The following is a 20430-nucleotide window of genomic DNA, read 5'->3' as shown; positions in this document are numbered from 1 at the left end:
AGGGTGGCATGCGAAACGGCCGTCGCCAATGCGCCGCTTTACTCGTGCGGAAGCGTCGGTCACGGTGACCGTCCAGTTCCAGGGGGGTCTCCATGTTTCGTCGTTGTCTGCTCGCGGTCTCAATGCTCGCCCTGGCCCTGCCGGCCTCAGCCCAGGACGCCGGTGAGGCGCGGGCGTTGCGCATCCTGGAGGGGACCCCGCTGATCGACGGGCACAACGACCTGCCGTGGGCGCTGCGGCAGGGCTATGGCAGTGATCCCTATGCGGTCGACCTGACCACCAATCTGGATGACAGTACCCGGCTGCACACGGACATTCCGCGGCTGCGCGCCGGTGGCGTGGGCGGGCAGTTCTGGTCCGTCTATGTCCCCGCAAACCTGACGCCCGTGGACGCGGCCAAGGCCACGTTTGAACAGGTCAATGTGGTCCGTCGCATGGTCGCGGCCCACCCGGAGACCTTCGAACTGGCCACGACGGCAGCCGATGTGGTCCAGATCCATGGGGCCGGGAAGATCGCCAGCCTGATGGGGATCGAGGGCGGCTATTCGATCGCCGATTTGCTGGGCCTGCTGCGCGAGTTTCATGAGGCGGGGGTGCGCTACATGACCCTGACCCATTCGAGGACCACGACCTGGGCCGACAGCGCCACGGACGCCCCGAAATGGGGCGGCCTGTCGCCCTTTGGCGAGGATGTGGTGCGTGAGATGAACCGGCTGGGGATGCTGGTCGATCTCAGTCACGTCTCGGAAGAGACCATGGTCGACGCCATGCGGGTGTCCGAGGCCCCGGTGATCTTCTCGCACTCCTCGGCCCGGGCGGTGACGGACCATCCGCGCAATGTGCCCGACAGCGTCCTGTCGCAGATGGCGGCGGACGGCGGGGTGGTGATGGTGACCTTCGTGCCGGGCTTCATCAGCAGCGCCCAGGTGGACTGGACGAAGCGAATGGAAGCCGAGGCCGGGCGACTGGGCGTGTCGCCGGGGGCGACGCCCGCCGATCCGCGGCTGACCGCCTGGGCGGAGGCGAACCCGCGCCCCGATGCGACGCAGGCCGATGTGGTGGCCCATATCCAGCACGTCCGCGACGTGGCGGGGATCGACCATGTCGGGCTGGGCGGCGATTTCGACGGGATCTCGAGTTTGCCCGAGGGGGTGGAGGGCGTTGACGCCTATCCGCGCATCCTGGCGGCCCTGATGGCGGCGGGCTGGAGCGAGGCCGACATCCGCAAGCTGGCAGGCGAGAACATCCTGCGGGTCATGCGGGCGACCGAGGCGGTGGCGGCGTCGAAGGCGGGCGATCGACCCAGCCTGGCCGTGATTGCCGCGGCGGGCAGTCCCGACTGAGTTTGCTCAGAGGCCGGCCTCGGCGGCGATGCGCTGGAACACGCCCAGCACCTCGGCGCGACCGGCCCGTTCGGGGGCCCCGTCGGCGACCTGATCGGGGGTCCACATCCATGACCGGGCCGGATCGTGGCGCATGGCCCAGTCGGGGAAGATCCGTTTGGCGGCCGGGCCGGCCAGCAGCCGCCGGACCTCCAGATGCCGGTCGTCCCTGGCGATGCGTTCGAAGGCGGCGGTGACGAGGTCGGCCGGGCCTTCCAGCAACTGCAGATAGAGGTCGTCGCGACAGACCAGCGAGCCGGTGATCCCGTCGCGTTCGTTGCAGCGGCGGGCGTCGGCCAGGATGCCATTGAGCATGCCCTGATCGTAGCCGAAGGGGCGCGAGGCATAGATGACCTGGAACAGGGACATGGCGCAGTCCTCCGCCGGGGTGCCCGGCCGGGACCATCATGACCGAGCCGGCCCCTGACGAACAGGGTCGCCGGGTCGCAGGTCGCCTTCAGCCGTTGGGCGGGACGAGGCCGATACTCTTCAGGACAACGGCCTGAACCAGCATGACAACCAGCCATGCCCCGGCGTCGATCGCCATGGCCGGGGCCGACAGCCCGCGATGGACGTGGTTCACGACGGTGGCCGGGACGACGAAGCCGATCCAGATGACCACGGCGCTGCCCAGCGCCATGGTCCAGGCCCCGGCCTCCGACGGGGCGAGGATCAGGGCACCGGCCAGAATCGCCGCCAGCCAGGCCTCGGCGAGGGCGATCACGGCAAGGGGGCCGGGGGCGAGGCCGGTGACGGCTCCGGATCGGGGTCCTCCGATCCGCGTGGCCCCGGCCCGGAACACCAGACCGGCGATGAGGCCGGCGGCGGTCGCCACGGCGATCGGCAGGGCATTCAGCAGGATGTATTCCATGGAGCCTCCAGTGACTGATCCGAGAGACATAACGCGCGACGAGGGGGCAGGGTCAGTCTGTAGAGGCAGGGGGCGGGGGTCTGCGACACTGGCGCCGCTGGCGGCCGGAGCCGGGCCCGGCCATGGCGGATGCATGACCCAGCCCACACAAGCGCCCGCCCGCCGCCCCGGTCTGATCCGCACGATCGGCTGCCTTGCCTATCCCGCCGGGGCGGCGATTGTCGGTGGCCTGGTCTATATGATCCTGCGCCTCGTCTAGGCAGATCGGGCGCGCGTTTGCCGGTGTTTTGGCCTAGACTGGGGTCATGGACACCCGCATGTGGATCGCGGTCGGCGTTTTCGTCGCCCTGAACTTTGTCGCCGCCTCAAGCGGGGGGATGTTCAAGCCCGGCGTCTGGTACGCCGGTCTCAAAAAGCCCGGCTGGACCCCGCCGAATTTGGCCTTTCCGATCGTCTGGGGCTTTCTTTTCGCCATCAATGCCTGGGCGGGCTGGCTGGTGTGGGAAGTCGCGGGGACAGGAGAGCCGCTCGTCTTTGCCGCCTATGTCGTCTCGCTGGTCCTGAACGCCGGCTGGTCGTGGCTGTTCTTCGGCCGGCGGCGGATGGATCTGGCCCTGATCGACGTCGGCCTGCTGTGGCTGTCGCTGGTGGTGGTCATCGCCCTGTTCTGGCCGTTGCGGCCGTTCGCGGCGCTGCTGTTGCTGCCCTATCTGGGCTGGGTGACGATCGCGGCCCTGCTGAACCTGCGCATGATCCAGCTAAATCCCGACGCTCAGCCCGCCTGACGCAGGGCCTCGAACAGCCCGATGCCGGCGCTGACCGACAGGTTCAGCGACCGGGCCTCGGGCTGGATCGGGATGAAGACCCGGGCGTCGGCGACGGCATGGACGCTGTCGGGCACGCCCGAGGTCTCGCTGCCGAACAGAAGGGTGTCATCCGGTCTGAAGGTAAAGCCTGTCAGCGGGGTCGCGCCGCGGGTGGTGAACAGGACCAGTCGGCCGGTGCCACGCACGGCCTGAAAAGCGTCCCAGTCGGCATGCCGCGTCATGTGCGACAGGGGGCCGTAATCGAGCGCCGCACGCTTCATCGCCCGGTCGTCGAAAGCGAAGCCCGTGGGCTCGATCACATGCAGTTCGACGCCGAAACAGGCCGAAAGCCGGATGCAGGCACCGACGTTCTGGGGAATGGCTGGTTGAAAAAGGGCGAGACGCATTCTAAGGCCCTGCATACGCGTGGGCCGGGGGCTTGTCGCGGCTCTGTGTGCGACCGCTTCTCAAGAAGCGTCAGCATCTTGCGGCGATGAGCCGCAAAACCAGGCCGGGTCTTTCTTCCGCTGTTGCGCTAGACACTTTTCTCGCGCGCGAACCGCCCTGTGACGGTCCGTGACCGAGTATTTCAGAGGTGAGACGTGGCCGAATTGGTCGTGACGAACGAGACCCCCGAAGGCGAGGCAACCCGCCGGGACTTCATCCATATCGCGGCCGGTGCCGCAGCGGCGGGTGCGGGGGTGATGGTGGCCTGGCCCCTGATCAACTCCATGAACCCGGCGGCCGATACCCTGGCCCTGTCGACCACCGAGTTCGACACCTCCAAGGTCCAGGAAGGGATGCAGATCGTCATCACCTGGCAGGGCAAGCCGGTGTTCCTGCGCAACCGCAGTGCGGCCGAGCTCCAGAAGGTGATCGCCGACGACAACGCCTCCGACCTGAAGGATCCCCAGACGGACGCCGAGCGGACCAAGCCGGGCCACGAGGCCATGCTGGTCGTTCTGGCCAGCTGTACCCACCTGGGCTGTATCCCGACCTTCGGATCGGGTGATTACGGCGGCTGGTTCTGCCCCTGCCACGGCTCCCACTACGACGCCTCGGGCCGGATCCGCAAAGGACCCGCGCCCCTGAACCTCGTGGTGCCGGAGTATGAATTCACCGCCGGCTCCACCATCCGGATCGGCTGAGAGCACAGAAGATGAGCGGACACGAATCCACCTACGTTCCCAAGAGCGGCATCGAGAAGTGGCTGGACACCCGGCTGCCGATCGTCCGTTTCGGCGCGGACTATCTGGCCCTGCCGACGCCGAAGAACCTGAACTACTGGTACACCTTCGGCGCGATCCTCAGCATCTGCCTGGTGACCCAGATCGCGACGGGTATCTTCCTGGCGATGCACTACCAGCCGAACACCGCCATGGCCTTCGCCTCGGTCGAGCGCATCATGCGGGATGTGAACGGCGGCTGGCTGATCCGCTACGTCCACTCCAACGGCGCGTCGATGTTCTTCGTGGCCGTCTATATCCACATGCTGCGCGGCCTCTACTACGGCTCCTACAAGGCACCGCGGGAGATGATCTGGATCCTGGGCTGCATCATCTTCTTCCTGATGATCGCCACGGCCTTCCTCGGCTACGTCCTGCCGTGGGGCCAGATGTCCTACTGGGGTGCCGAGGTGATCACCAACCTGGTCGGGGCCATCCCGATGATCGGTGAGCCCATCCTGATCTGGCTGCGCGGTGGTCCGGCAATCGACAATGCGACGCTGAACCGCTTCTTCTCGCTGCACTATCTGCTGCCGTTCGTGATCTTCGGCGTGGTCGTGCTGCACCTGTGGGCGCTGCACACCGCCGGACAGAACAATCCGGTCGGGATCCTGATCCCCAAGGAGCGCGAGAAGAAGGACACGGTCCCCTTCCACCCGTACTATACGGTCAAGGACGGCTTCGCCCTGATCATCTTCCTGATGATGTTCGCGGTGTTCGTGTTCTTCATGCCCAACGCCCTGGGTCACGCCGACAACTACATCCCCGCCAACCCGCTGGTGACGCCGGCGCACATCGTCCCCGAGTGGTACATGCTGCCGTTCTACGCCATCCTGCGCGCCATTCCGGACAAGTTCGGCGGCGTGGTGGCCATGTTCGCGGCCATCGGCATCCTGTTCGTCCTGCCGTGGCTGGACACCTCCAAGGTGCGGTCGATGCGCTATCGCCCGACCATGAAGATCTTCTACATGATCTTTGTCGTGAACGGCCTGCTGCTGGGCTGGTGCGGTGCCCAGCTGCCGGACGCGCCGGTCGTCCCGGGCATGCCCAGCTTCTTCCTCGTTGACGGGCAACTGAACAGCTACCTGTGGCTGACGCGCCTTTCGACGCTCTACTACTTCGCCTTCTTCGCTGTGATCCTGCCGCTTGTGGGTCTGCGTGAGACGCCGTTGAAGATCCCGCTGTCGATTTCCGAACCTGTGCTGTCCGGTTCAGGGGCCATGAGCGGTGCTGTTCCTGCCGACGCCGAGAAGAAGGGCTGATCGCGATGACGCTTTCCATTCGCAAACTGATCCTTTCGGTCGCGGTCGTTCTGGCCGTCGGCGTGACCTCGCCGGCGCTGGCCGCCGGCGGCGCAAAACACCCGCGCTCGGGTGGCTTCTCGTTCGACGGGCCTTTCGGCACCTTCGACCAGGCGCAGTTGCAGCGCGGCTACAAGGTCTATCGCGAGGTCTGCTCGGCCTGTCACAGCATGGATCTGATGCATTTCCGGACGCTCGGCGAGAAGGGCGGGCCGTTCTATGATCCGCATGCCGAAAGCCCCGCGGCCAACCGGTTCGTCCGGGCCCTGGCCGCCGAGGCCCAGATCGCCGATATCGACACCGAGACGGGCGAGCCGATCATGCGTCCGGGCATTGCGGCGGACAAGTTCCCCAGCCCCTGGGCCAACCGCACGGCCGGTGCCGCCGCCAACGGCGGGGCCTATCCCCCGGACCTGTCGGTCATGACCAAGGCACGCCACGGCGGTGCCGACTACATCTACTCGCTGCTGAGCGGCTACGGCGAGCCGCCGGCGGGCCTGCGGATCAATCCGGGCCAGTACTACAACCCGTATATGGCCGGGGACATGACGCCCTTCTGGGACGGGGATCACGACAGCGTCCCGCCGGGTGGCTTCATTGCCATGCCCCAGGTGCTGATGGACGGTCAGGTCACCTTCGATGACGGCACCGAAGCGTCCGTCGACCAGATGTCCAAGGACGTCGCGGCCTTCATCGCCTGGGCCTCTGATCCCAAGGCGACGGAGCGCAAGCAGTCGGGCGTCGGGGTTCTGGCCTTTCTGGCGATCTTCGCCGGCCTGACCTACGCCAGCTATCGCCGCATCTGGAAGGGCGTCGCCCACTAGAACCTGCTGCGACGGTTGAAAACACAGCCCGCCGGGTTTGCCCGGCGGGCTTTTTCGTGGGCGGAACGGTGCCGGCCCGGACAGGGCCGCGCAGTGATCGACACCCGGTCATCCTCGCCCTAACCTGCTGTCGTCGCCAACAGAAGGTTCGCCCATGCGCCTGCTCACTGCCGCTGCTGCCCTGTTTGCCGGACTGGCCCTGTCGTCGGGCACCCTGGCCCAGACCCCGGGCTTCGAGGCCGCCCGCCTGTCCGAACACATCCGCATCCTGTCGGCCGACGACTTCGAGGGCCGGGGCATTGCAACGCCCGCCGAGCAGAAGGTGATCGATTATGTCTCGGCGCAGTTTGCGGCCGCAGGGCTGGAGCCCGGGGGCGCGAACGGCGGCTGGACCCAGGCGGTCGCGCTGAACCGGTTTACAGCCTCGGGGGTCGAGGCACGGCTGACGATCGGGGACTGGACGCAAGCCCTCGATCAGGGCGAGCAGATCGTCGTTTCGACCAGGAGGCCCGGCCAGAGCGAGGTCGTGCTGAACGGGGCCCCGCTGGTGTTCGTCGGCTACGGGATTACTGCGCCTGAGCGGGACTGGGACGATTTCAAGGGTCAGGACATGACCGGCAAGATCCTGGTCGTGCTGGTCAATGACGCCGACTTCGAGGAGCCGGCGCTGGACACCTTCGGCGGCCGGGCGATGACCTACTACGGACGCTGGACCTACAAGTACGAGGAGGCGGCGCGTCGGGGGGCGGCGGGCGTCATCATTGTCCACGAAAACGCTCCGGCCTCCTATGGCTGGGCCACGGTCCGTAACAGCTGGACCGGGCCGACGTTCGACATCGTGCGCGACAATGCCGACGAGCGGGTGCCGATGGAGAGCTGGATCCAGCGGGACATCGCGGTTGGGATGTTCGAGCGCGCCGGGCTGGATTTCGAGGCGCTGAAGGTCCAGGCGCGCCGCCGCGACTTCCAGCCGGTGACCCTGACGGGCGCGGCGATGACCGTGAGCTTTGACGTCGCCTCCGAGCGGATCGAGACCCACAACATCGTCGGCCGTCTGACCGGGACGACCCGGCCGAACGAGACCTTCCTCTATACCGGACACTGGGATCACATCGGCGTCGGGACGCCCGATGCCGACGGCGACGCCATCTTCAACGGGGCGGTCGACAATGCCTCGGGCATCGCCGGGCTGATCGAGCTGGCGCGGGTGTTCGGGGCCGGGCCGCGGCCGGAGCGGTCGCTGGTCTTCATCGGCTTCACCGCCGAGGAGAGCGGGCTGCTGGGGTCGGAATTCTATGCAGCCAATCCGCTCTACCCGCTGGAAACCACGGTCGGCGGCGTGAACATGGACTCGGCCAATGTCTATGGCCGGACGGCGGGCTTCGGCATCGTCGGCTACGGCCAGTCGGACTTCGACGAGCGGATGGGGGCGATCGTGGAAGCCCAGGGACGGACGGTCCAGCCGGACACCAATGTGGCCGCCGGCATCTATTTCCGCAGTGACCACTTCCCCCTCGCCAAGCGGGGCGTGCCCATGGCCTATGCGAAGAGCAGCGGTGACTTCGTGGACGAGCCGGTGACCCCGCGCATCGCCGCCCGGGATGAGTACACCGCCCGGCGCTATCACCAGGCCGACGACGAATGGTCGGCCGACTGGGACTATGCCGGCCAGATCCAGGACCTGGAGGTTTACCGGGCACTGGGAGCCAGCCTGGCCAACAGCCGCGACTGGCCCGAATGGAAGCCTGGCTCGGAGTTTGGTCCGGCGCGGGCGGCGAGCGCCGACCGGCGGGAGTAGGGGGACCGGGCCCGGTCGGGCCCGGGTGCGTCAGCTCTCGAACACCGGTTCGAAGCCGCCCCACATCATGCGCTTGCCGTCGAAGGGCATGTCCATGTCCTTCCAGGCGGGGTCGGTCTCCATGGTGGCGAAACAGGCTTCGGCCGTGGCCTTGTCCGGCCATTTGATCCACGAGAAGACGACGGCCTCGCCGTCCTCGAGCTTCACCGCGAGGTCGAAGCCGGTGAGCTTGCCGGGCGGAACGTCGACGCCCCAGGTTTCGACTTGCTCGAGAGCCCCGTATTTCTGGAAGATGGGCCAGCTGACTTCGGCCGACTTGATGTAGCGATCCCTGTCCGCGTTTTTCACAGGGATGAGGAAGCCGGAAACATAGGCCATCTGTATTCTCCTTCGGGACGCTGCCGCTTTCTGGCGGCGGTTCAAGGTCAGGCGGTCTCGTGGGCGGCGGCGCCCTGCCGGGCGGCGGCCGGGTCCATCCACATGATTTCCCAGATGTGGCCATCCGGGTCTTCGTAGCTGCGGCCATACATGAAGCCATCGTAGTCCTGTTCCGGCGTCGGATCGGGCGTGCCGCCCGCCGCCGTGGCCGCCGCGAGCTGGTCCATAACGGCCGCCTTGCTGTCGCAGGACAGGCACAGCATGGCCTGGACCGTCGAGCGGTCAGCGATGGTCCGCGCGGTGAAGCTGGCGAACTTCGGATGCGTCAGCAGCATCACGAAGATGGTGTCGGACACGACCATACAGGCGGCGGTGTCGTCGCTGAACGCCGGATTCTTCGTCGCCCCGACCGCTTCATAGAAGGCGACCGACCGGGCCAGATCGGAAACCGGCAGGTTGACGAAGATCATGCGGGACATCGGGCTTCCTTCCTGGCGGGCGTCTGAATGGGCCGTCGACATTGCGACTCCTACCGGCAGGCGTTACATATGGCAACCATGAAGTTAGAAAAAATAACCAACTCTTCGGTGCCGCGATCGGCGCGGCGCTACGATGACGCCTGTGGCGCGGCCCATGCCCTCGACCTGATCGGCGAACGCTGGGCCCTGCTGGTCATACGGGAGATGATGTTTGGCCCGCGCCGGTTCGGCGAGCTGAGAGCCAGCCTGCCGGGCATCAGCGCGAATGTGCTGAGCCAGAAGCTTGAGGCGCTGGAGGCCTCGGGGGTGGTGCAGCGTCTGCGCCTGCCGCCCCCCGCCTCCGTCCAGGTCTATGATCTGACCGACTGGGGCCGGGAGATCCGGCCGGTGTTCGGGATGCTGGGGATGTGGGCGGCCCGCTCGCCGCTTCACGATCCTACCCTGCCGCTGAGCGCCATCTCGATGATGATGTCGTTCCAGACCATGTTCAGGCCTGAGCGGGCGGCCGGGGTGGCGGTCACGGTCGGCTTCCGCTTCGGCGAGGACCGGTTCACGGCCCGCGTGATTGACGGCGCGCTGCAGATCGAACGCGGCGAGGCCGGATCGGCCGAGGTGACCGTGACCGGGGCTCCGCCGGCCCTGGCCGGTCTGGTCTATGGCGGTCAGTCGCTGGCGGCACTGGAAACAGCGGGGGCCCTCTCGGTCGAGGGCGACCGCGAGGCCCTGGTCCGGTTCGCAGGGCTGTTCGCCCTGCCGCCCAAGGTCAATGAGGCCGGGTCGGCCGCAGCCTAGGCGAACATGTCCAGCAGGGTGCCGGTCATCTCGTCGGTCGTGCGCAGGACCGCGACATTGGCGGACAGGGCGGTCTCGGCCTCGATGCGCTCGACCGTCTCGTTCTCGAGGTTGTCGAGGGGCGCGTTGGCGGTGCGGATGGCGCTCTGTTCGAAGCGGGTGGTGGCGGCCGCGATGCCGCCGACGGCAATGGACATGGCAATCATCGGCTGATCCTCAGGCGGGTGATGTCACGGCCGATGGCCGCGAAACTCTCGGTCAGATTGGCCCCGCTGTTGGGCAGGAAGGCGTGGTCGCTGCTGGTGGCGCAGCTGGCCAGGAAGGTCGCGGCCCCGCCGGTGGAGGGTACCCCGAAGCCGACGGTATAGATCACCACCCCGGCGTCCTTGATCGCCGTGCAAAGCTCGGTCGCTTGGGCGAAGGAGTTCCCGTTGGTGGCGTCGCAGACGAGCTGGGCCACCAGACCGGTGCAGTAGGGCGTGTTGAAATCACCGTCCGTCATCAGGATAACCGCCTTGATGGTCTCGGTGGCGTTATAGGGATTGGCGGCACTGCCCGACCACAGGCTGTTGAAGGTCGGCGCGACCGTGTACCAGCCCCACGCCAGCCCGATATGGCCCGCCGTCGCGCCGTCTGACGTCAGTCCGCTGATCTTGCTTTTCAGCGTCGAGATGTTGCTGCTCAGGGGCTGGATGGTGGCCGAGGGACAGACGTCGCTCAGGGCGTAGTGGCGACCGACGCCAGCCGTCGACGGCGCGACCCCGGTGTAGCTCTCGTCCCCGATCCGCTCGGTTACGCAGCTGGTGATGGGATAGGCCGTCATCGCGTTGTTGGATGCTCGCCGGAACGCGCGCCATTGGCAGCCGTCCTGCCCGCACCACGACTTGCCGCCGGATGTGTAGGCGTCGGTGTCGGCACCCCGGGCGCCGACCAGGGAATAGGTGTTGGTCGTGACATTGGCGATCTCAAACGCCCTGTCGTTGATCTGCGTCATGCCGTCGACGTCGGTGATGTAGACTGTGCCCGGCAGGGTGGTGCCGGCGTCGGTGGTGGTCGCCGGTATGCCGTGCCCGGCCGAGGTGATCACGACGGTGCAGTCCGCGACAAGGCATTCGCGAGCGACGTCCCCGCTGCTGGAGTCATACTCCCAGTAGCCGTTGTTCGAGGTGGTGTTGACGTTCTTCCAGGACGAGCCGTTCCAGGACTTCAGCGAGAAGGTGGTGTTGGAAAGTCTGACCACCCGATAGGCCTTGTCGTTGACCTTGCGCATGCCGTCGACGCCCGAGATCCAGACGTAGTCGTTGGTGCTGAGACCGTGGTTGCTCGAGGTGGTAACGACGCCCGGGCTGGCCCGGGTAATGTTGCTGATGTTGATCTCCGAGCCCGTCATCCAGGCGGCGTTGGTGATGGGACGCGACTGCACCGGGGTGCCCCGCGCGCTGCCGGCCCGTGATGAGCCCAGGTTCACCGCGACCGAATAGGGGATGATCGCCATGCGGGTGGTGTAGGGGCTCTGGACGGGCTGGACGACGATATCGACCAGTTGTGTCGCGGCCGCCCTCAGATCGATCATGTCCTGGGTGCCCATGGACCCGGTGATGTCGAGCACAAGCCCGACCTCGATATTCTTGGATGATCGGTTGACCTCGGACCGGCTGTTGATCGGCAGCTGGTCGTCGAAGAACTGGCCGTAGGGGGGCAGGAAGATGTTCGCCACGAGGGTGTTGGCGTTGACGCGGGCCACGCCGATGACGGTCGAGTTGTCGTCAAGGGTGAAGCTTGTCTGGTCGGGCAGCAGGGTGATCTCGCTGTACGGGGCGAGATTGGCCTCGAGTGCCGCCAGGCCGATCTCGGTCAGGTCCTCATTGGAGGTGGCGGTCGACCGCGCGGCGGCCAGTGTGGCGGCGTCCAGCGCATCCTGCAGGTTCATCCGCACGGACGAAGCCCGGTAGATGTCGACTCCCCCCAGGGTCGCCAGCACCAGCACCGGCAGGATGAGGGCGAACATCATGGCGACGTTGCCGCGCACATCGGATGCGAACCGGCGGACGATCCGGAGCAGGTGGCGCGCCGCACGGGTCGTGATCGTCATGGTACCGCCTCCCTGTTCCGCGCGGCCCGGGTCGCAGGCCGCAGTTGCTCGGGAATAGGGGATCGAGGTTAAGTCTTAGACCTCGGCGGACGGTTAACGGGGCTCAGCGCAGGACGCAGGCGGCCAGGCCCTCGTTGCGCACGACCCGGGCACTGGCCTGGACGCGGGCGGCCCGCCGGCGGACGTAGGGACCCGGGTTGGCCGCCTTGTAGCGCCGAGGCGAAGGCAGGATGGTGGCGATCCGGGCGGCCTCGCGCGGGGTCAGGTCGGCGGCCGACTTGCCGAACCAGTGACGGGCGGCTGCCTCGGCCCCGTAGATGCCGGGGCCCATCTCGGCGACATTCAGATAGACCTCCATGATCCTGCGCTTGGACCAGACCGTTTCGATCAGGACCGTGTAGCCGGCCTCCAGCCCCTTGCGGACCCAGTCGCGCCCCGGCCAGAGGAAGACGTTCTTGGCGGTCTGCTGGCTGATGGTGGATCCGCCCCGCACCCGGCCGCCATTTTCATTGGCCTTGAGCGCCCGTTCGATGGCCTCGAAGTCGAAGCCCCCATGGCTGCAGAAGCGGGCGTCTTCCGAGGCGATGGCCGAGGTCACCAGATGGGGCGAGATGTCGTTCAGCCCGCGCCAGCGGTAGTCGAGCCCCCGGCCCGCGAGCAACTGTTGCGCCATCAACACCGTCAGGGGCGGCGGCACCACTACATGCAGGATGACCCCGCCAAGGGGGAGCAAGGCCAGGATCAGCAGGGCGATCAGGATCGGCCGGCCCTTGCGGCGCGGCGGCACTTCGTCGGTCATCCAGTCCTCCCCGGGCGGAGTGTTGGTCAGGCGGGGCGGGCGCGCAAGAGGGTGTCCCGTCCCCGGGAATCAGTCAAAGGCGACCGAGGCCACTCCGGCCTGGCCGTCCTCGTCCGCCCAGGCGACGCGCGTGGCGTCGGGGCTGAGCGCGAGGGCCACGATGGGCGAGCCCTTCTCCGCCTTGATGAAGTTCAGCCCCTGACCGGCGGGGTCCGCGACCCAGACGCGGCCGTCGGCAAGGCCAGCCGCGAGACGCCCGTGCGGATTGCTGGAGGCGACGCGGGTCACCAGGGTGCTGTCGTCGAAGCCGATCTCGGACGCCTCACGCCCCATCGGGCCGTTCGATCCGGCGAACGGCCAGAGTACGGCCCCCTGGGCCCCCGAAGTGGCCAGCAGGGCTCCCTTCGACAGGAAGGTCATGGAGCGGATCTTGGACGGGTAGCCGCCCATCCGCATGTTCTTCGCATCCTTCAGCCGCCAGCCGTGCAGCTGGGCATCCTGCATGGTGGTGACGACAAAGGCCCCGTCCGGCGAGAAGGCCACGCCCGTGTGCGAACCCGCCCAGGTCAGTTTCACGGGCTTCTGGTCGGCGATACGGGCGAACCACAGACAGGCCCCGCCATAGGTCGAGGTGGCGATCCGTCGGCCCTTGGGATCGAAGGCGACCCCGGACACGGTCTGGTCATGGCGGAAGTCGCGGCGGAAGGCGGCGTCGGTCGCATCGATCACGGACAGCGTCTTTCCGGCCGAGAAGGCGATCAGCTTCGAGTCCGGCGAGGCGTCGATGGCGTCGATCCAGCGCCCGCGGACCTCGGCCAGCAGGCCGGCCTCCCCCTTGCGGCTCCAGATCACCCGGCCGTCGTCGCCACCCGTGACCAGCCCGGCACCCGACGGGTGGACCGCGGCGCACAGGATGGCCCCGTCGTGGACTGCATCGAAGGTCCCGTCCTCGAACCGGACCGAACCGTCGCCGAGGGCGAAGACGGCTCCGGAGGCATCGAAATGGGCGGAGGTGATCTGGGCGTCGAAAGCGAAGGAGGTCATGCCGGGTGCGTTACCACGCGATCTCGCGTCCGCTGTAGTCAATGAAGCGATGGGCATGGGAGCCGGCGTGGGCAGCCAGTTGATCGGCCATGCCGGTGGCGCTGGTCTGCACGTCGATGTCGGCTCCTGCGCCGCCCATGTCGGTCTTCACCCAACCGGGATGGATCGACAGGACCGTGACGCCGCGACTGCGGGCCGAACCAAGCCACAGGCTGCGGGCAAAACTGTTCTGGGCCGTCTTGGTGGCGCGATAGACCTCCATGCCGCCGGAGGTGTTCTCGCCGATGGAGCCCATGATGCTGGACATCAGGGCCAACACGCCGGTCTGTTCGCGGACCTTGTCGCTCAAGGCGTGCGCCAGCCGGATGGGGCCAAAGACATTGGCCTGCATCACCGCGTTCAGTTCATCGGGACTGGCCCCGGTCACGCTGCGGGGACCGGAGACACCGGCGTTGATGAAGACGACGTCGATTGGTCCGGGCAGGTCGGCGGCCAACCGCGCGATGTCGGCGTCCGACGTCACGTCCAGATGGTGGATCGTCAGCCGTTCAGTCCCCGGCAGGACCTTGAGGGCAGGTTCATCCGCGGGCTTGCGGACGGTGGCGATGACGTCGCAGCCGCGCTTCAGATGCTCGGCGACGAGGCCGAGACCGAGGCCGCGCGAGGCCCCGACGACAAGGATGGATTTGGGCATGGGTGTGCCGATCTCTAGAGGGGGTGCCGAACAGGAATACCGGCATCGGCCAGTCGCTTTGCCGCTGCCTTGTCGAACGTCAGGAAAGCCTCAGCGCCCATACCGATCCCGGCCGCCGCGATGACGCCATCGGCGAAGTCGCCCCCTGTATCCAGCAGGCCCAGCCCGGCCAAGACCGCCCCGACGTCGAAAACAGCACTGCTGGCTCCCGTGAGCGCCCGGATGGCCAGAGCGATTTCCTCGCGTGAGGCACCGTAGAATTTTTTCAGGACCCAGGCCGTCTCGCAGAGCGCGGGCAGGGTGAAATAGATGGCCTCGGCGTCGGCCAGAGAGCGACGGGCCATCTCAGCCTGCTCGGCGTCATCATTCATCACGACGCGCACAAGGACATTGGTATCGGGAGCGAGCCTCAAAGACCGCGACGACCCATTTCCGCCCAGCCTTCGGCGATGACCTCGTTCATGTCATCAATGCTCAGATGCGGCGTGCCGGGTTTGACCTTGATGATGCCAAAGGCATCCGAAATGTGCCCCGTCTTTGGCTTCGGTGCGGTCAGTTCGACGCGACCGTCGGGACGCAGCTCGGCCTCGACCTTGTCACCCGGCTTGAGACCGAGATGTTTGACGACCTCCTTGCGGAGGGTCAGCTGGTTCTTGGCGGTCAGCGTCAGGGTAACCATGGGGCTTCTCACTTACAGAAAGTAAGGCAAAACTGCCTTACTTTCAAGCCGCGCAGGCATCGAACCCGGCTTTCAGGGCGGCCTCGTCGAGGTCGCGGCCGATGAAGACGGCGCGGCTCCAGCGGCGTTCCTCGGGACCCCAGGCGCGCTGCAGGTCGCCCTCGAGGATCATGTGGACGGCCTGGAAGACCAGACGGCGGTCCTCGCCCTGGACGTCGATGATGCCCTTGGCGCGCAGGATGTTCTGGCCCTGCTGGCCCAGAAGCTGGTCCAGCCACTGGGTGAAGCGCACGCCGTTCATCGGGCGGTCCAGCGACAGGGAGATGCCCTTGATGTCGTCGCCGTGGTCATGGCCGCGGGCACCATGGCTGTGGTCATGGTCATGGTCATGGTCATGGTGGTCGTGGGCATGGTCGTGACCGTGGTGGTCATGGCCGCAGTGTTCGTCATGGACGTGGCCGGCCTCGCCGTGCGCCGGATTGGCGAACTCGGGGTTGATGTCGAGGATGCGCTCGAGGTCGAAGCCCCCGAGACCCAGCACCTGATCGAGGGGGACATTGGCCCGTTCGGCCCGGGTGATGGGGGCCAGCGGGTTCAGGGCGCGCAGCCGCTGTTCCACCGCGACCAGTTCGTCTTCCGAGGCGAGGTCGACCTTGTTCAGGATGATACGGTCGGCGAAGGCGACCTGTTCGCGGGCCTCTTTCGAGTCGTTTAGCCGGGCCATGACGTGGCGGGCGTCGACCAGGGCGGTGACGCTGTCCAGTCTGGTCTTCGCCTTGACGTCCTCGTCGACGAAGAAGGTCTGGGCCACCGGGCCGGGGTCGGCGAGGCCGGTGGTCTCGACGATGATGGCGTCGAATGCGGGTGCGCCGGGCTTCTGGCGCTTCATGAGACCGGCGACGACGCGGATCAGGTCGCCGCGCACCGTGCAGCAGACGCAGCCGTTGTTCATCTCGAACACGTCCTCATCGGCCCCGACCACGAGGTCGTTGTCGATGCCGATCTCGCCGAACTCATTGACGATGACGGCGTAGCGCTTGCCGTGGTCCTCGGTGAGGATGCGGTTGAGCAGGGTGGTCTTGCCCGCACCGAGATAGCCGGTGAGGACGGTGACGGGAATGCGGGTGTCGGTCATGGGGCTCATCTAGGGGGCGTGAGGACGAAGCGAAAGATGGAGGGGGCCCGCCCTTCCCCCATTCTTCATGGGGGAAGTGTCACGTCGTGGAGCGAAGCGACACGCGTGACGATGGGGGATGTGCGACGCTTCACCGACAGCAGGAAAGTTCCCCCATCGGTCCTGCTCTCGCTTCGCTCAAGGACGGACCGCTTTCCCCCGCAAGCGGGGGAAGGGCTGATCGGTCTAGCAGTCCGGGCAGTCGGGCATGACATCGGTTTCGAGCTGGATCGTCGTATGGCCGATGGAGAACTTCGACTTCACGAGCCCCTGCGCCTCGGCCAGCAGGGCGCGGGGGTCGCTGCGGTCATGGACGAGGTGGGCGGTGAGGGCCGTGCTGGTGGTGGACAGGTTCCAGACGTGCAGGTCATGGACCGAGAGGACGCCGGGGAGGGCGGACAGGGCCTGCCGGACGGCCGTCACGTCGACCGAGGCCGGGGCGGCGTCCATGGCGAGGCCGACAGAGTCCTTGAGCAGGCCCCAGGTCCCCCACAGGATCACCGCCACGATGACGACCGAGACCAGGGGATCGAGGATCGACCAGCCGGTGAACAGCATGATCGCGCCCGAGATCACCACGCCGATCGAGACCCCGGCGTCGGCCATCATATGCAGATAGGCCCCCCGGGCATTCAGGTCGCTGTGCTGGTCGCGCATGAACATCAGGGCGGTGCCGAGGTTGATGACGAAGCCGATGCCGGCGACGATCATGACCACGCCGGACTGGACGGGCGCGGGATCCGCGAGGCGCTGGACGGCCTCGAAGGCGATGGCTCCGCAGGCGAAAATCAGCAGCAGGGCATTGGCGAGGGCGGCCAGGATGGTGGCTTTGCCGAAACCATAGGTCAGCTGTTTGCTGGCGACCCGACGGGCAAGGACGGCCGCGCCCCCCGCCATGGCCAGTCCCAGAACGTCCGACAGGTTGTGGCCGGCGTCGGCCATGAGGGCTGTGGAGCCTGACCAGATCCCCGCGCCAAACTCGCAGGCGACGAAGGCGAGGTTGACCAGCAGGCCCACGCCGTAGCGCCAGTCGCCGGTGTCGACCGGCCCGTGGGCATGGCCGTGGGCGTGGCCATGGCTGTGCCCATGGCCATGACCGTGATGATCGTGGTCATGGTGATCGTGATCGTGATGCGCGTGGTCGTGAGCCGCCATGTGCGGACCCTAGTGCTGGTGCGTGACGATGACCAACCCGATCACGATCAGGGCGACTCCGAGGATCGCGCCCTCATACCGCGCCCAGCGTTCCAGCCGCAGGATGGAGGCCCCTGCGCGGGCGAGGGCGGTGAAGGTGGCCATGCCGAGAATCGTGCCGACCGCGAACATCAGCGTCAGCAGGACCAGGGCCATCACCCCTTCCTGCGCCGAGGACATATAGATCGGCAGCAGCACCTCGCCCGGCGACAGCGCCATGACGGCGACCAGTCCCCAGAAGGCGGTGGCATGGGACACGGTAGGCTCGGGCAGATCCTCTGAAGGCCCGCCGGCCATGACAGGTCGCCGGATGATCGAGCGGATCAGATAGAAGGTGCCGAAACCGAACAGCAGCAGGGCGGACAGCCACGGCAGGAAGCCCGCGATCAATCCGTCCATCGCCATGCCGGCGGCAACGATCAGGCTGCCGACGACCACGGTGCTGGCGATATGGGCAAGGCCCGCCGCCGAGACGGCCAGAAGGCTGCGGGCGAGGCTCCAGCGCTGGGCCCGGCCGACGAGCACGAACGGCAGCCAGTGGGTGGGCAGGGCGGCGTGCAGAAAGGCCGCGACGAATCCGCCCCCGAGAAGGGACCAGAGAACCGGCTGCTGGAGATCGGGCGGCGACATTCCCCGGCTATACCGTGTTACTTTGTAACAGTCGAGGGTAGCGTGGGATTTTCCTCGCCCTGGGGGCTGCTTCAGGGGGCCGGCATGATCGCCGTGAGTGCAACCGCGCTCAGGTTACCCAGAAAGTGGATCGCCGTGATGATCCAGAAGCCCGTCCATTCCCGGCCCTTGCGTCTCCAGTTCATCTGGATCGCAGCCATCAGGGCAAACAACGGAGCGATGATGAGCGAGACCAGCACCAGTCCGTGCATCGGGACGAAAACGGCCGCCGTCAGCAGGGCTGTCAGCCAGACAGGCGCGCCGAGCCGGATGCCGACCAGCCAGACCAGAAAGACAATGATGAGGCTCTCGACAAGGGGGGCCACCAACAGGGCGGCGACCAGTTCGGCGGGGCCCAGGTCCGTTAGTTCGCCGGAATAGCCTTCTCCGGTCGTGCCGGGGACAAGGATGTAGATCAGGGCCACGACAGGGAGAATCGCCAGACGCCCGAGCACGGTGGCGAACAGGATTGTCCGACCCCACCGATCGCTGGCCCCGACAAGATCGGCCCAGAAGCCGGTGCTGGCCTTCCCCGTGGTTATCACACCGTCCACCTCGTACCTCCTGCACAGTGTTTTGGCGGCCGGGGGCGGCCTTTCGCGTTGACTCCGACCGGCCTGTCCGTATATGTCGCCGCTCTTCGCCCGCGGGGTCTTCCCGGCGGGCGCCTTCTTTTTTGCGTTAGCCAAGGCTTCAAGATGTACGCGGTGATCAAGACCGGCGGCAAGCAGTACCGGGTCCAACCGGGCGACACGATCGTGGTCGAGAAGCTCGACGGCGCGGCCGGCGACGTCCTCAACCTGGGTCAGGTGCTCATGCTGGGCGGCGACAAGGGCGTGACCCTGGGTGCGCCGCTGATCGACGGTGCCACCGTCGCAGCGACCCTGATCGAGACCCGCAAGGGCGAGAAGATCAAGATCTTCAAGAAGACCCGCCGTCAGGGCTACCGCCGGACCAACGGCCATCGCCAGATGGAATTGGTCCTGCGCATCATGGGCATCGACGGTGCCGGCCAGTCCGCCAAGTGGGACGGCAAGGTCGACCTGACCACCAAGGCCGAGATCAACCTGCGCGCCCGGGGCCTGGCTCCCCGCGTCGAGGCGGCTCCGGTCGAGGCCGAGGCTCCCAAGCCCGCCGCCAAGAAGGCACCGGCCAAGAAGGCCGCCGCCACCCCCGACACCGACGCTTCGACCGAAGCGTAAGACAGTAAAAGAACGGGAGCGCCCAGATGGCTCACAAGAAATCCGGTGGTTCGTCGCGTAACGGTCGCGACTCCCATTCCAAACGCCTTGGCGTGAAGAAATTCGGCGGCGAGAACGTGCTGGCCGGCAACATCCTCGTGCGCCAGCGCGGAACCACCTTCCACCCGGGTGAGAACGTGGGCCTTGGCCGCGACCACACCCTGTTCGCCACCGAGCACGGCGCGGTGAAATTCACCAAGAAAGCCAACGGCCGTTGTTACGTGTCGATCATTCCGGCGAACGACGACCAGCAGGCCCTCGCCGCCGAGTAGCGCGATACCGGATCCCGGATCGCGCTGCTCCCCAAACAGCAGCCGATCCGGACCAGGGGATTATTTCCGCGGGGAGTTCTGGATCACCAGGCTCCCCGTTTTCGTTTCCCCCCTCGAAGTCCGCCCGAGCCCTCCAAGGAGGCGGACCCCGTGAAGAGGCTGGAAACATGTGCGTCATCGAAACCTCTCCGGTCGTGGAGACGCGGCGGCTGCTGCTAAGAGCGCCGTCGCCGCAGGACATCCCCGCCATCGCGCGGCTGGCCAACGACGAAGACATCAGCCGCATGACCCTGCGGATGCCCTACCCCTATGGAGCGAACGACGCCGAGGCGTTCGTCGTGGCCGTGGCGGCGCAGGATCCCGCGAAGGCCAACACCTTCCTGATCGAGCACGAGGCTTTGGGGCCGGTGGGCGTCATCGGTCTGTTCGAGGATGCCGATCCGGCACCGGAGGCCGGTTACTGGATCGGACGGCCTTACTGGGGCCGCGGTTTCGCAACAGAGGCCCTGGAAGGGGCACTGTTGTGGACGGGCAGGCGCTGGAGAAAGCGCGCCCTGGTGTCAGGCCATTTCGCGGACAACCCTGCATCCGGCCGGGTGCTGGAGAAGGCCGGGTTCCTCTATACGGGCGAGGTGCGCAAGCAATTCAGCAAGGCGCGGGGCGAGCCGGTCGAGACGCGCCGGATGGTGTGGTTGGCGTGATCCTCCCCTGAAGG

27 protein-coding genes are annotated in these 20430 nt (G+C 66.8%); 11 read left to right on the top strand and 16 right to left on the bottom strand.

What is annotated here, in order from left to right; translation table 11 throughout:
- Positions 1–92 precede the first annotated feature (92 nt).
- Positions 93–1343: a dipeptidase gene (locus SJY26_RS16760; protein WP_396594107.1), complete on the top strand. Its 1251-nt coding sequence runs from the start codon at positions 93–95 to the stop codon at positions 1341–1343.
- Positions 1344–1349: 6 nt separating this feature from the next.
- Here the strand turns inward: SJY26_RS16760 and SJY26_RS16755 are convergent, their stop codons facing one another.
- Together SJY26_RS16755 and SJY26_RS16750 are read right to left on the bottom strand one after the other, a co-directional pair.
- The gene (locus SJY26_RS16755) at positions 1350–1751 is read right to left on the bottom strand and encodes a BLUF domain-containing protein (protein WP_396594106.1); all 402 of its coding nucleotides are present in this window, start codon (positions 1749–1751) and stop codon (positions 1350–1352) included.
- A gap of 88 nt (positions 1752–1839) precedes the next feature.
- A complete protein-coding gene (locus SJY26_RS16750) occupies positions 1840–2253 on the bottom strand; it encodes a DUF1761 domain-containing protein (protein ID WP_396594105.1) in 414 nt (137 codons plus the stop codon).
- Between the two features lie 133 nt (positions 2254–2386).
- Here SJY26_RS16750 and SJY26_RS16745 point away from each other — a divergent pair, with 133 nt between their 5' ends.
- Both SJY26_RS16745 and SJY26_RS16740 read left to right on the top strand, forming a co-directional pair.
- On the top strand, positions 2387–2512 hold the full coding sequence (locus tag SJY26_RS16745) for a hypothetical protein (protein ID WP_396594104.1): 126 nt from the start codon (positions 2387–2389) through the stop codon (positions 2510–2512).
- A gap of 46 nt (positions 2513–2558) precedes the next feature.
- On the top strand, positions 2559–3038 hold the full coding sequence (locus tag SJY26_RS16740) for a TspO/MBR family protein (RefSeq protein ID WP_396594103.1): 480 nt from the start codon (positions 2559–2561) through the stop codon (positions 3036–3038).
- Here the strand turns inward: SJY26_RS16740 and SJY26_RS16735 are convergent.
- The gene (locus tag SJY26_RS16735) at positions 3026–3466 is read right to left on the bottom strand and encodes a tRNA (cytidine(34)-2'-O)-methyltransferase (RefSeq protein WP_396594102.1); all 441 of its coding nucleotides are present in this window, start codon (positions 3464–3466) and stop codon (positions 3026–3028) included. The two genes, SJY26_RS16740 and SJY26_RS16735, sit on opposite strands and share 13 nt — an antisense overlap.
- Before the next feature lie 195 nt (positions 3467–3661).
- On the opposite strand from SJY26_RS16735, the gene petA reads away from it, so the two are divergent.
- The 4 genes from petA to SJY26_RS16715 all read left to right on the top strand — a co-directional run bounded on the left by petA (position 3662) and on the right by SJY26_RS16715 (position 8208).
- Positions 3662–4207 carry a ubiquinol-cytochrome c reductase iron-sulfur subunit gene (petA, locus tag SJY26_RS16730; RefSeq protein ID WP_396594101.1) on the top strand — a complete coding sequence of 182 codons (546 nt, stop codon included), beginning with the start codon at positions 3662–3664 and terminating at the stop codon, positions 4205–4207.
- A gap of 11 nt (positions 4208–4218) precedes the next feature.
- Positions 4219–5547, top strand: a complete 1329-nt coding sequence (locus SJY26_RS16725; protein ID WP_396594100.1) for a cytochrome bc complex cytochrome b subunit — start codon at positions 4219–4221, stop codon at positions 5545–5547.
- 5 nt (positions 5548–5552) lie between these two features.
- The gene (locus SJY26_RS16720) at positions 5553–6410 is read left to right on the top strand and encodes a cytochrome c1 (RefSeq protein ID WP_396594099.1); all 858 of its coding nucleotides are present in this window, start codon (positions 5553–5555) and stop codon (positions 6408–6410) included.
- A 154-nt stretch (positions 6411–6564) separates the two neighbouring features.
- A complete protein-coding gene (locus SJY26_RS16715) occupies positions 6565–8208 on the top strand; it encodes a M28 family metallopeptidase (protein WP_396594098.1) in 1644 nt (547 codons plus the stop codon).
- A 30-nt stretch (positions 8209–8238) separates the two neighbouring features.
- On the opposite strand, the gene SJY26_RS16710 is transcribed toward SJY26_RS16715, so the two are convergent.
- Together SJY26_RS16710 and SJY26_RS16705 are read right to left on the bottom strand one after the other, a co-directional pair.
- On the bottom strand, positions 8239–8586 hold the full coding sequence (locus SJY26_RS16710; protein ID WP_396594097.1) for a DUF1428 domain-containing protein: 348 nt from the start codon (positions 8584–8586) through the stop codon (positions 8239–8241).
- A gap of 47 nt (positions 8587–8633) precedes the next feature.
- On the bottom strand, positions 8634–9065 hold the full coding sequence (locus SJY26_RS16705) for a VOC family protein (protein WP_396594096.1): 432 nt from the start codon (positions 9063–9065) through the stop codon (positions 8634–8636).
- 78 nt (positions 9066–9143) lie between these two features.
- Between SJY26_RS16705 and SJY26_RS16700 the strand changes: the two genes are divergently transcribed.
- Positions 9144–9857, top strand: a complete 714-nt coding sequence (locus tag SJY26_RS16700) for a winged helix-turn-helix transcriptional regulator (protein ID WP_396594095.1) — start codon at positions 9144–9146, stop codon at positions 9855–9857.
- Here the strand turns inward: SJY26_RS16700 and SJY26_RS16695 are convergent.
- The 11 genes from SJY26_RS16695 to SJY26_RS16645 form a co-directional block, all read right to left on the bottom strand.
- Positions 9854–10063: a flagellar hook protein FlgE gene (locus tag SJY26_RS16695; RefSeq protein WP_396594094.1), complete on the bottom strand. Its 210-nt coding sequence runs from the start codon at positions 10061–10063 to the stop codon at positions 9854–9856. The genes SJY26_RS16700 and SJY26_RS16695 overlap by 4 nt on opposite strands.
- Complete coding sequence (locus SJY26_RS16690) at positions 10060–11949, bottom strand: ubiquitin-activating E1 FCCH domain-containing protein (RefSeq protein WP_396594093.1); 1890 nt, start codon at positions 11947–11949, stop codon at positions 10060–10062. The genes SJY26_RS16695 and SJY26_RS16690 overlap by 4 nt, the downstream gene beginning before the upstream one ends.
- A gap of 103 nt (positions 11950–12052) precedes the next feature.
- Entirely contained in the window at positions 12053–12748 is a 696-nt protein-coding gene (gene mtgA / locus SJY26_RS16685; protein ID WP_396594092.1) for a monofunctional biosynthetic peptidoglycan transglycosylase, read from the bottom strand.
- A 69-nt stretch (positions 12749–12817) separates the two neighbouring features.
- The gene (locus tag SJY26_RS16680) at positions 12818–13792 is read right to left on the bottom strand and encodes a WD40 repeat domain-containing protein (protein WP_396594091.1); all 975 of its coding nucleotides are present in this window, start codon (positions 13790–13792) and stop codon (positions 12818–12820) included.
- Positions 13793–13802: 10 nt separating this feature from the next.
- The gene (locus SJY26_RS16675) at positions 13803–14486 is read right to left on the bottom strand and encodes an SDR family NAD(P)-dependent oxidoreductase (RefSeq protein ID WP_396594090.1); all 684 of its coding nucleotides are present in this window, start codon (positions 14484–14486) and stop codon (positions 13803–13805) included.
- Between the two features lie 14 nt (positions 14487–14500).
- Positions 14501–14899: a type II toxin-antitoxin system VapC family toxin gene (locus tag SJY26_RS16670; protein WP_396594089.1), complete on the bottom strand. Its 399-nt coding sequence runs from the start codon at positions 14897–14899 to the stop codon at positions 14501–14503.
- Positions 14896–15165, bottom strand: coding sequence for an AbrB/MazE/SpoVT family DNA-binding domain-containing protein (locus tag SJY26_RS16665; RefSeq protein ID WP_396594088.1), 270 nt, complete (start codon positions 15163–15165; stop codon positions 14896–14898). The genes SJY26_RS16670 and SJY26_RS16665 overlap by 4 nt, the downstream gene beginning before the upstream one ends.
- 43 nt (positions 15166–15208) lie before the next feature.
- Positions 15209–16300, bottom strand: a complete 1092-nt coding sequence (locus SJY26_RS16660) for a CobW family GTP-binding protein (protein WP_396594087.1) — start codon at positions 16298–16300, stop codon at positions 15209–15211.
- A gap of 225 nt (positions 16301–16525) precedes the next feature.
- Entirely contained in the window at positions 16526–17494 is a 969-nt protein-coding gene (locus SJY26_RS16655) for a cation diffusion facilitator family transporter (RefSeq protein ID WP_396594086.1), read from the bottom strand.
- A gap of 9 nt (positions 17495–17503) precedes the next feature.
- Positions 17504–18163 carry a hypothetical protein gene (locus SJY26_RS16650; RefSeq protein WP_396594085.1) on the bottom strand — a complete coding sequence of 220 codons (660 nt, stop codon included), beginning with the start codon at positions 18161–18163 and terminating at the stop codon, positions 17504–17506.
- A 71-nt stretch (positions 18164–18234) separates the two neighbouring features.
- On the bottom strand, positions 18235–18756 hold the full coding sequence (locus SJY26_RS16645) for a hypothetical protein (protein WP_396594084.1): 522 nt from the start codon (positions 18754–18756) through the stop codon (positions 18235–18237).
- 144 nt (positions 18757–18900) lie between these two features.
- Here SJY26_RS16645 and rplU point away from each other — a divergent pair, with 144 nt between their 5' ends.
- From rplU to SJY26_RS16630, 3 genes are all read left to right on the top strand, one after another.
- The gene (gene rplU / locus SJY26_RS16640) at positions 18901–19404 is read left to right on the top strand and encodes a 50S ribosomal protein L21 (protein WP_396594083.1); all 504 of its coding nucleotides are present in this window, start codon (positions 18901–18903) and stop codon (positions 19402–19404) included.
- Positions 19405–19430: 26 nt separating this feature from the next.
- Entirely contained in the window at positions 19431–19715 is a 285-nt protein-coding gene (gene rpmA / locus SJY26_RS16635; protein ID WP_305640856.1) for a 50S ribosomal protein L27, read from the top strand.
- A gap of 167 nt (positions 19716–19882) precedes the next feature.
- On the top strand, positions 19883–20416 hold the full coding sequence (locus SJY26_RS16630) for a GNAT family N-acetyltransferase (protein ID WP_396594082.1): 534 nt from the start codon (positions 19883–19885) through the stop codon (positions 20414–20416).
- Positions 20417–20430: the final 14 nt, after the last annotated feature.

The organism is Brevundimonas sp. R86498 (genome assembly GCF_044598075.1).
Lineage (GTDB): Bacteria > Pseudomonadota > Alphaproteobacteria > Caulobacterales > Caulobacteraceae > Brevundimonas.
This window is presented reverse-complemented; position numbering and strand designations above follow the sequence as displayed.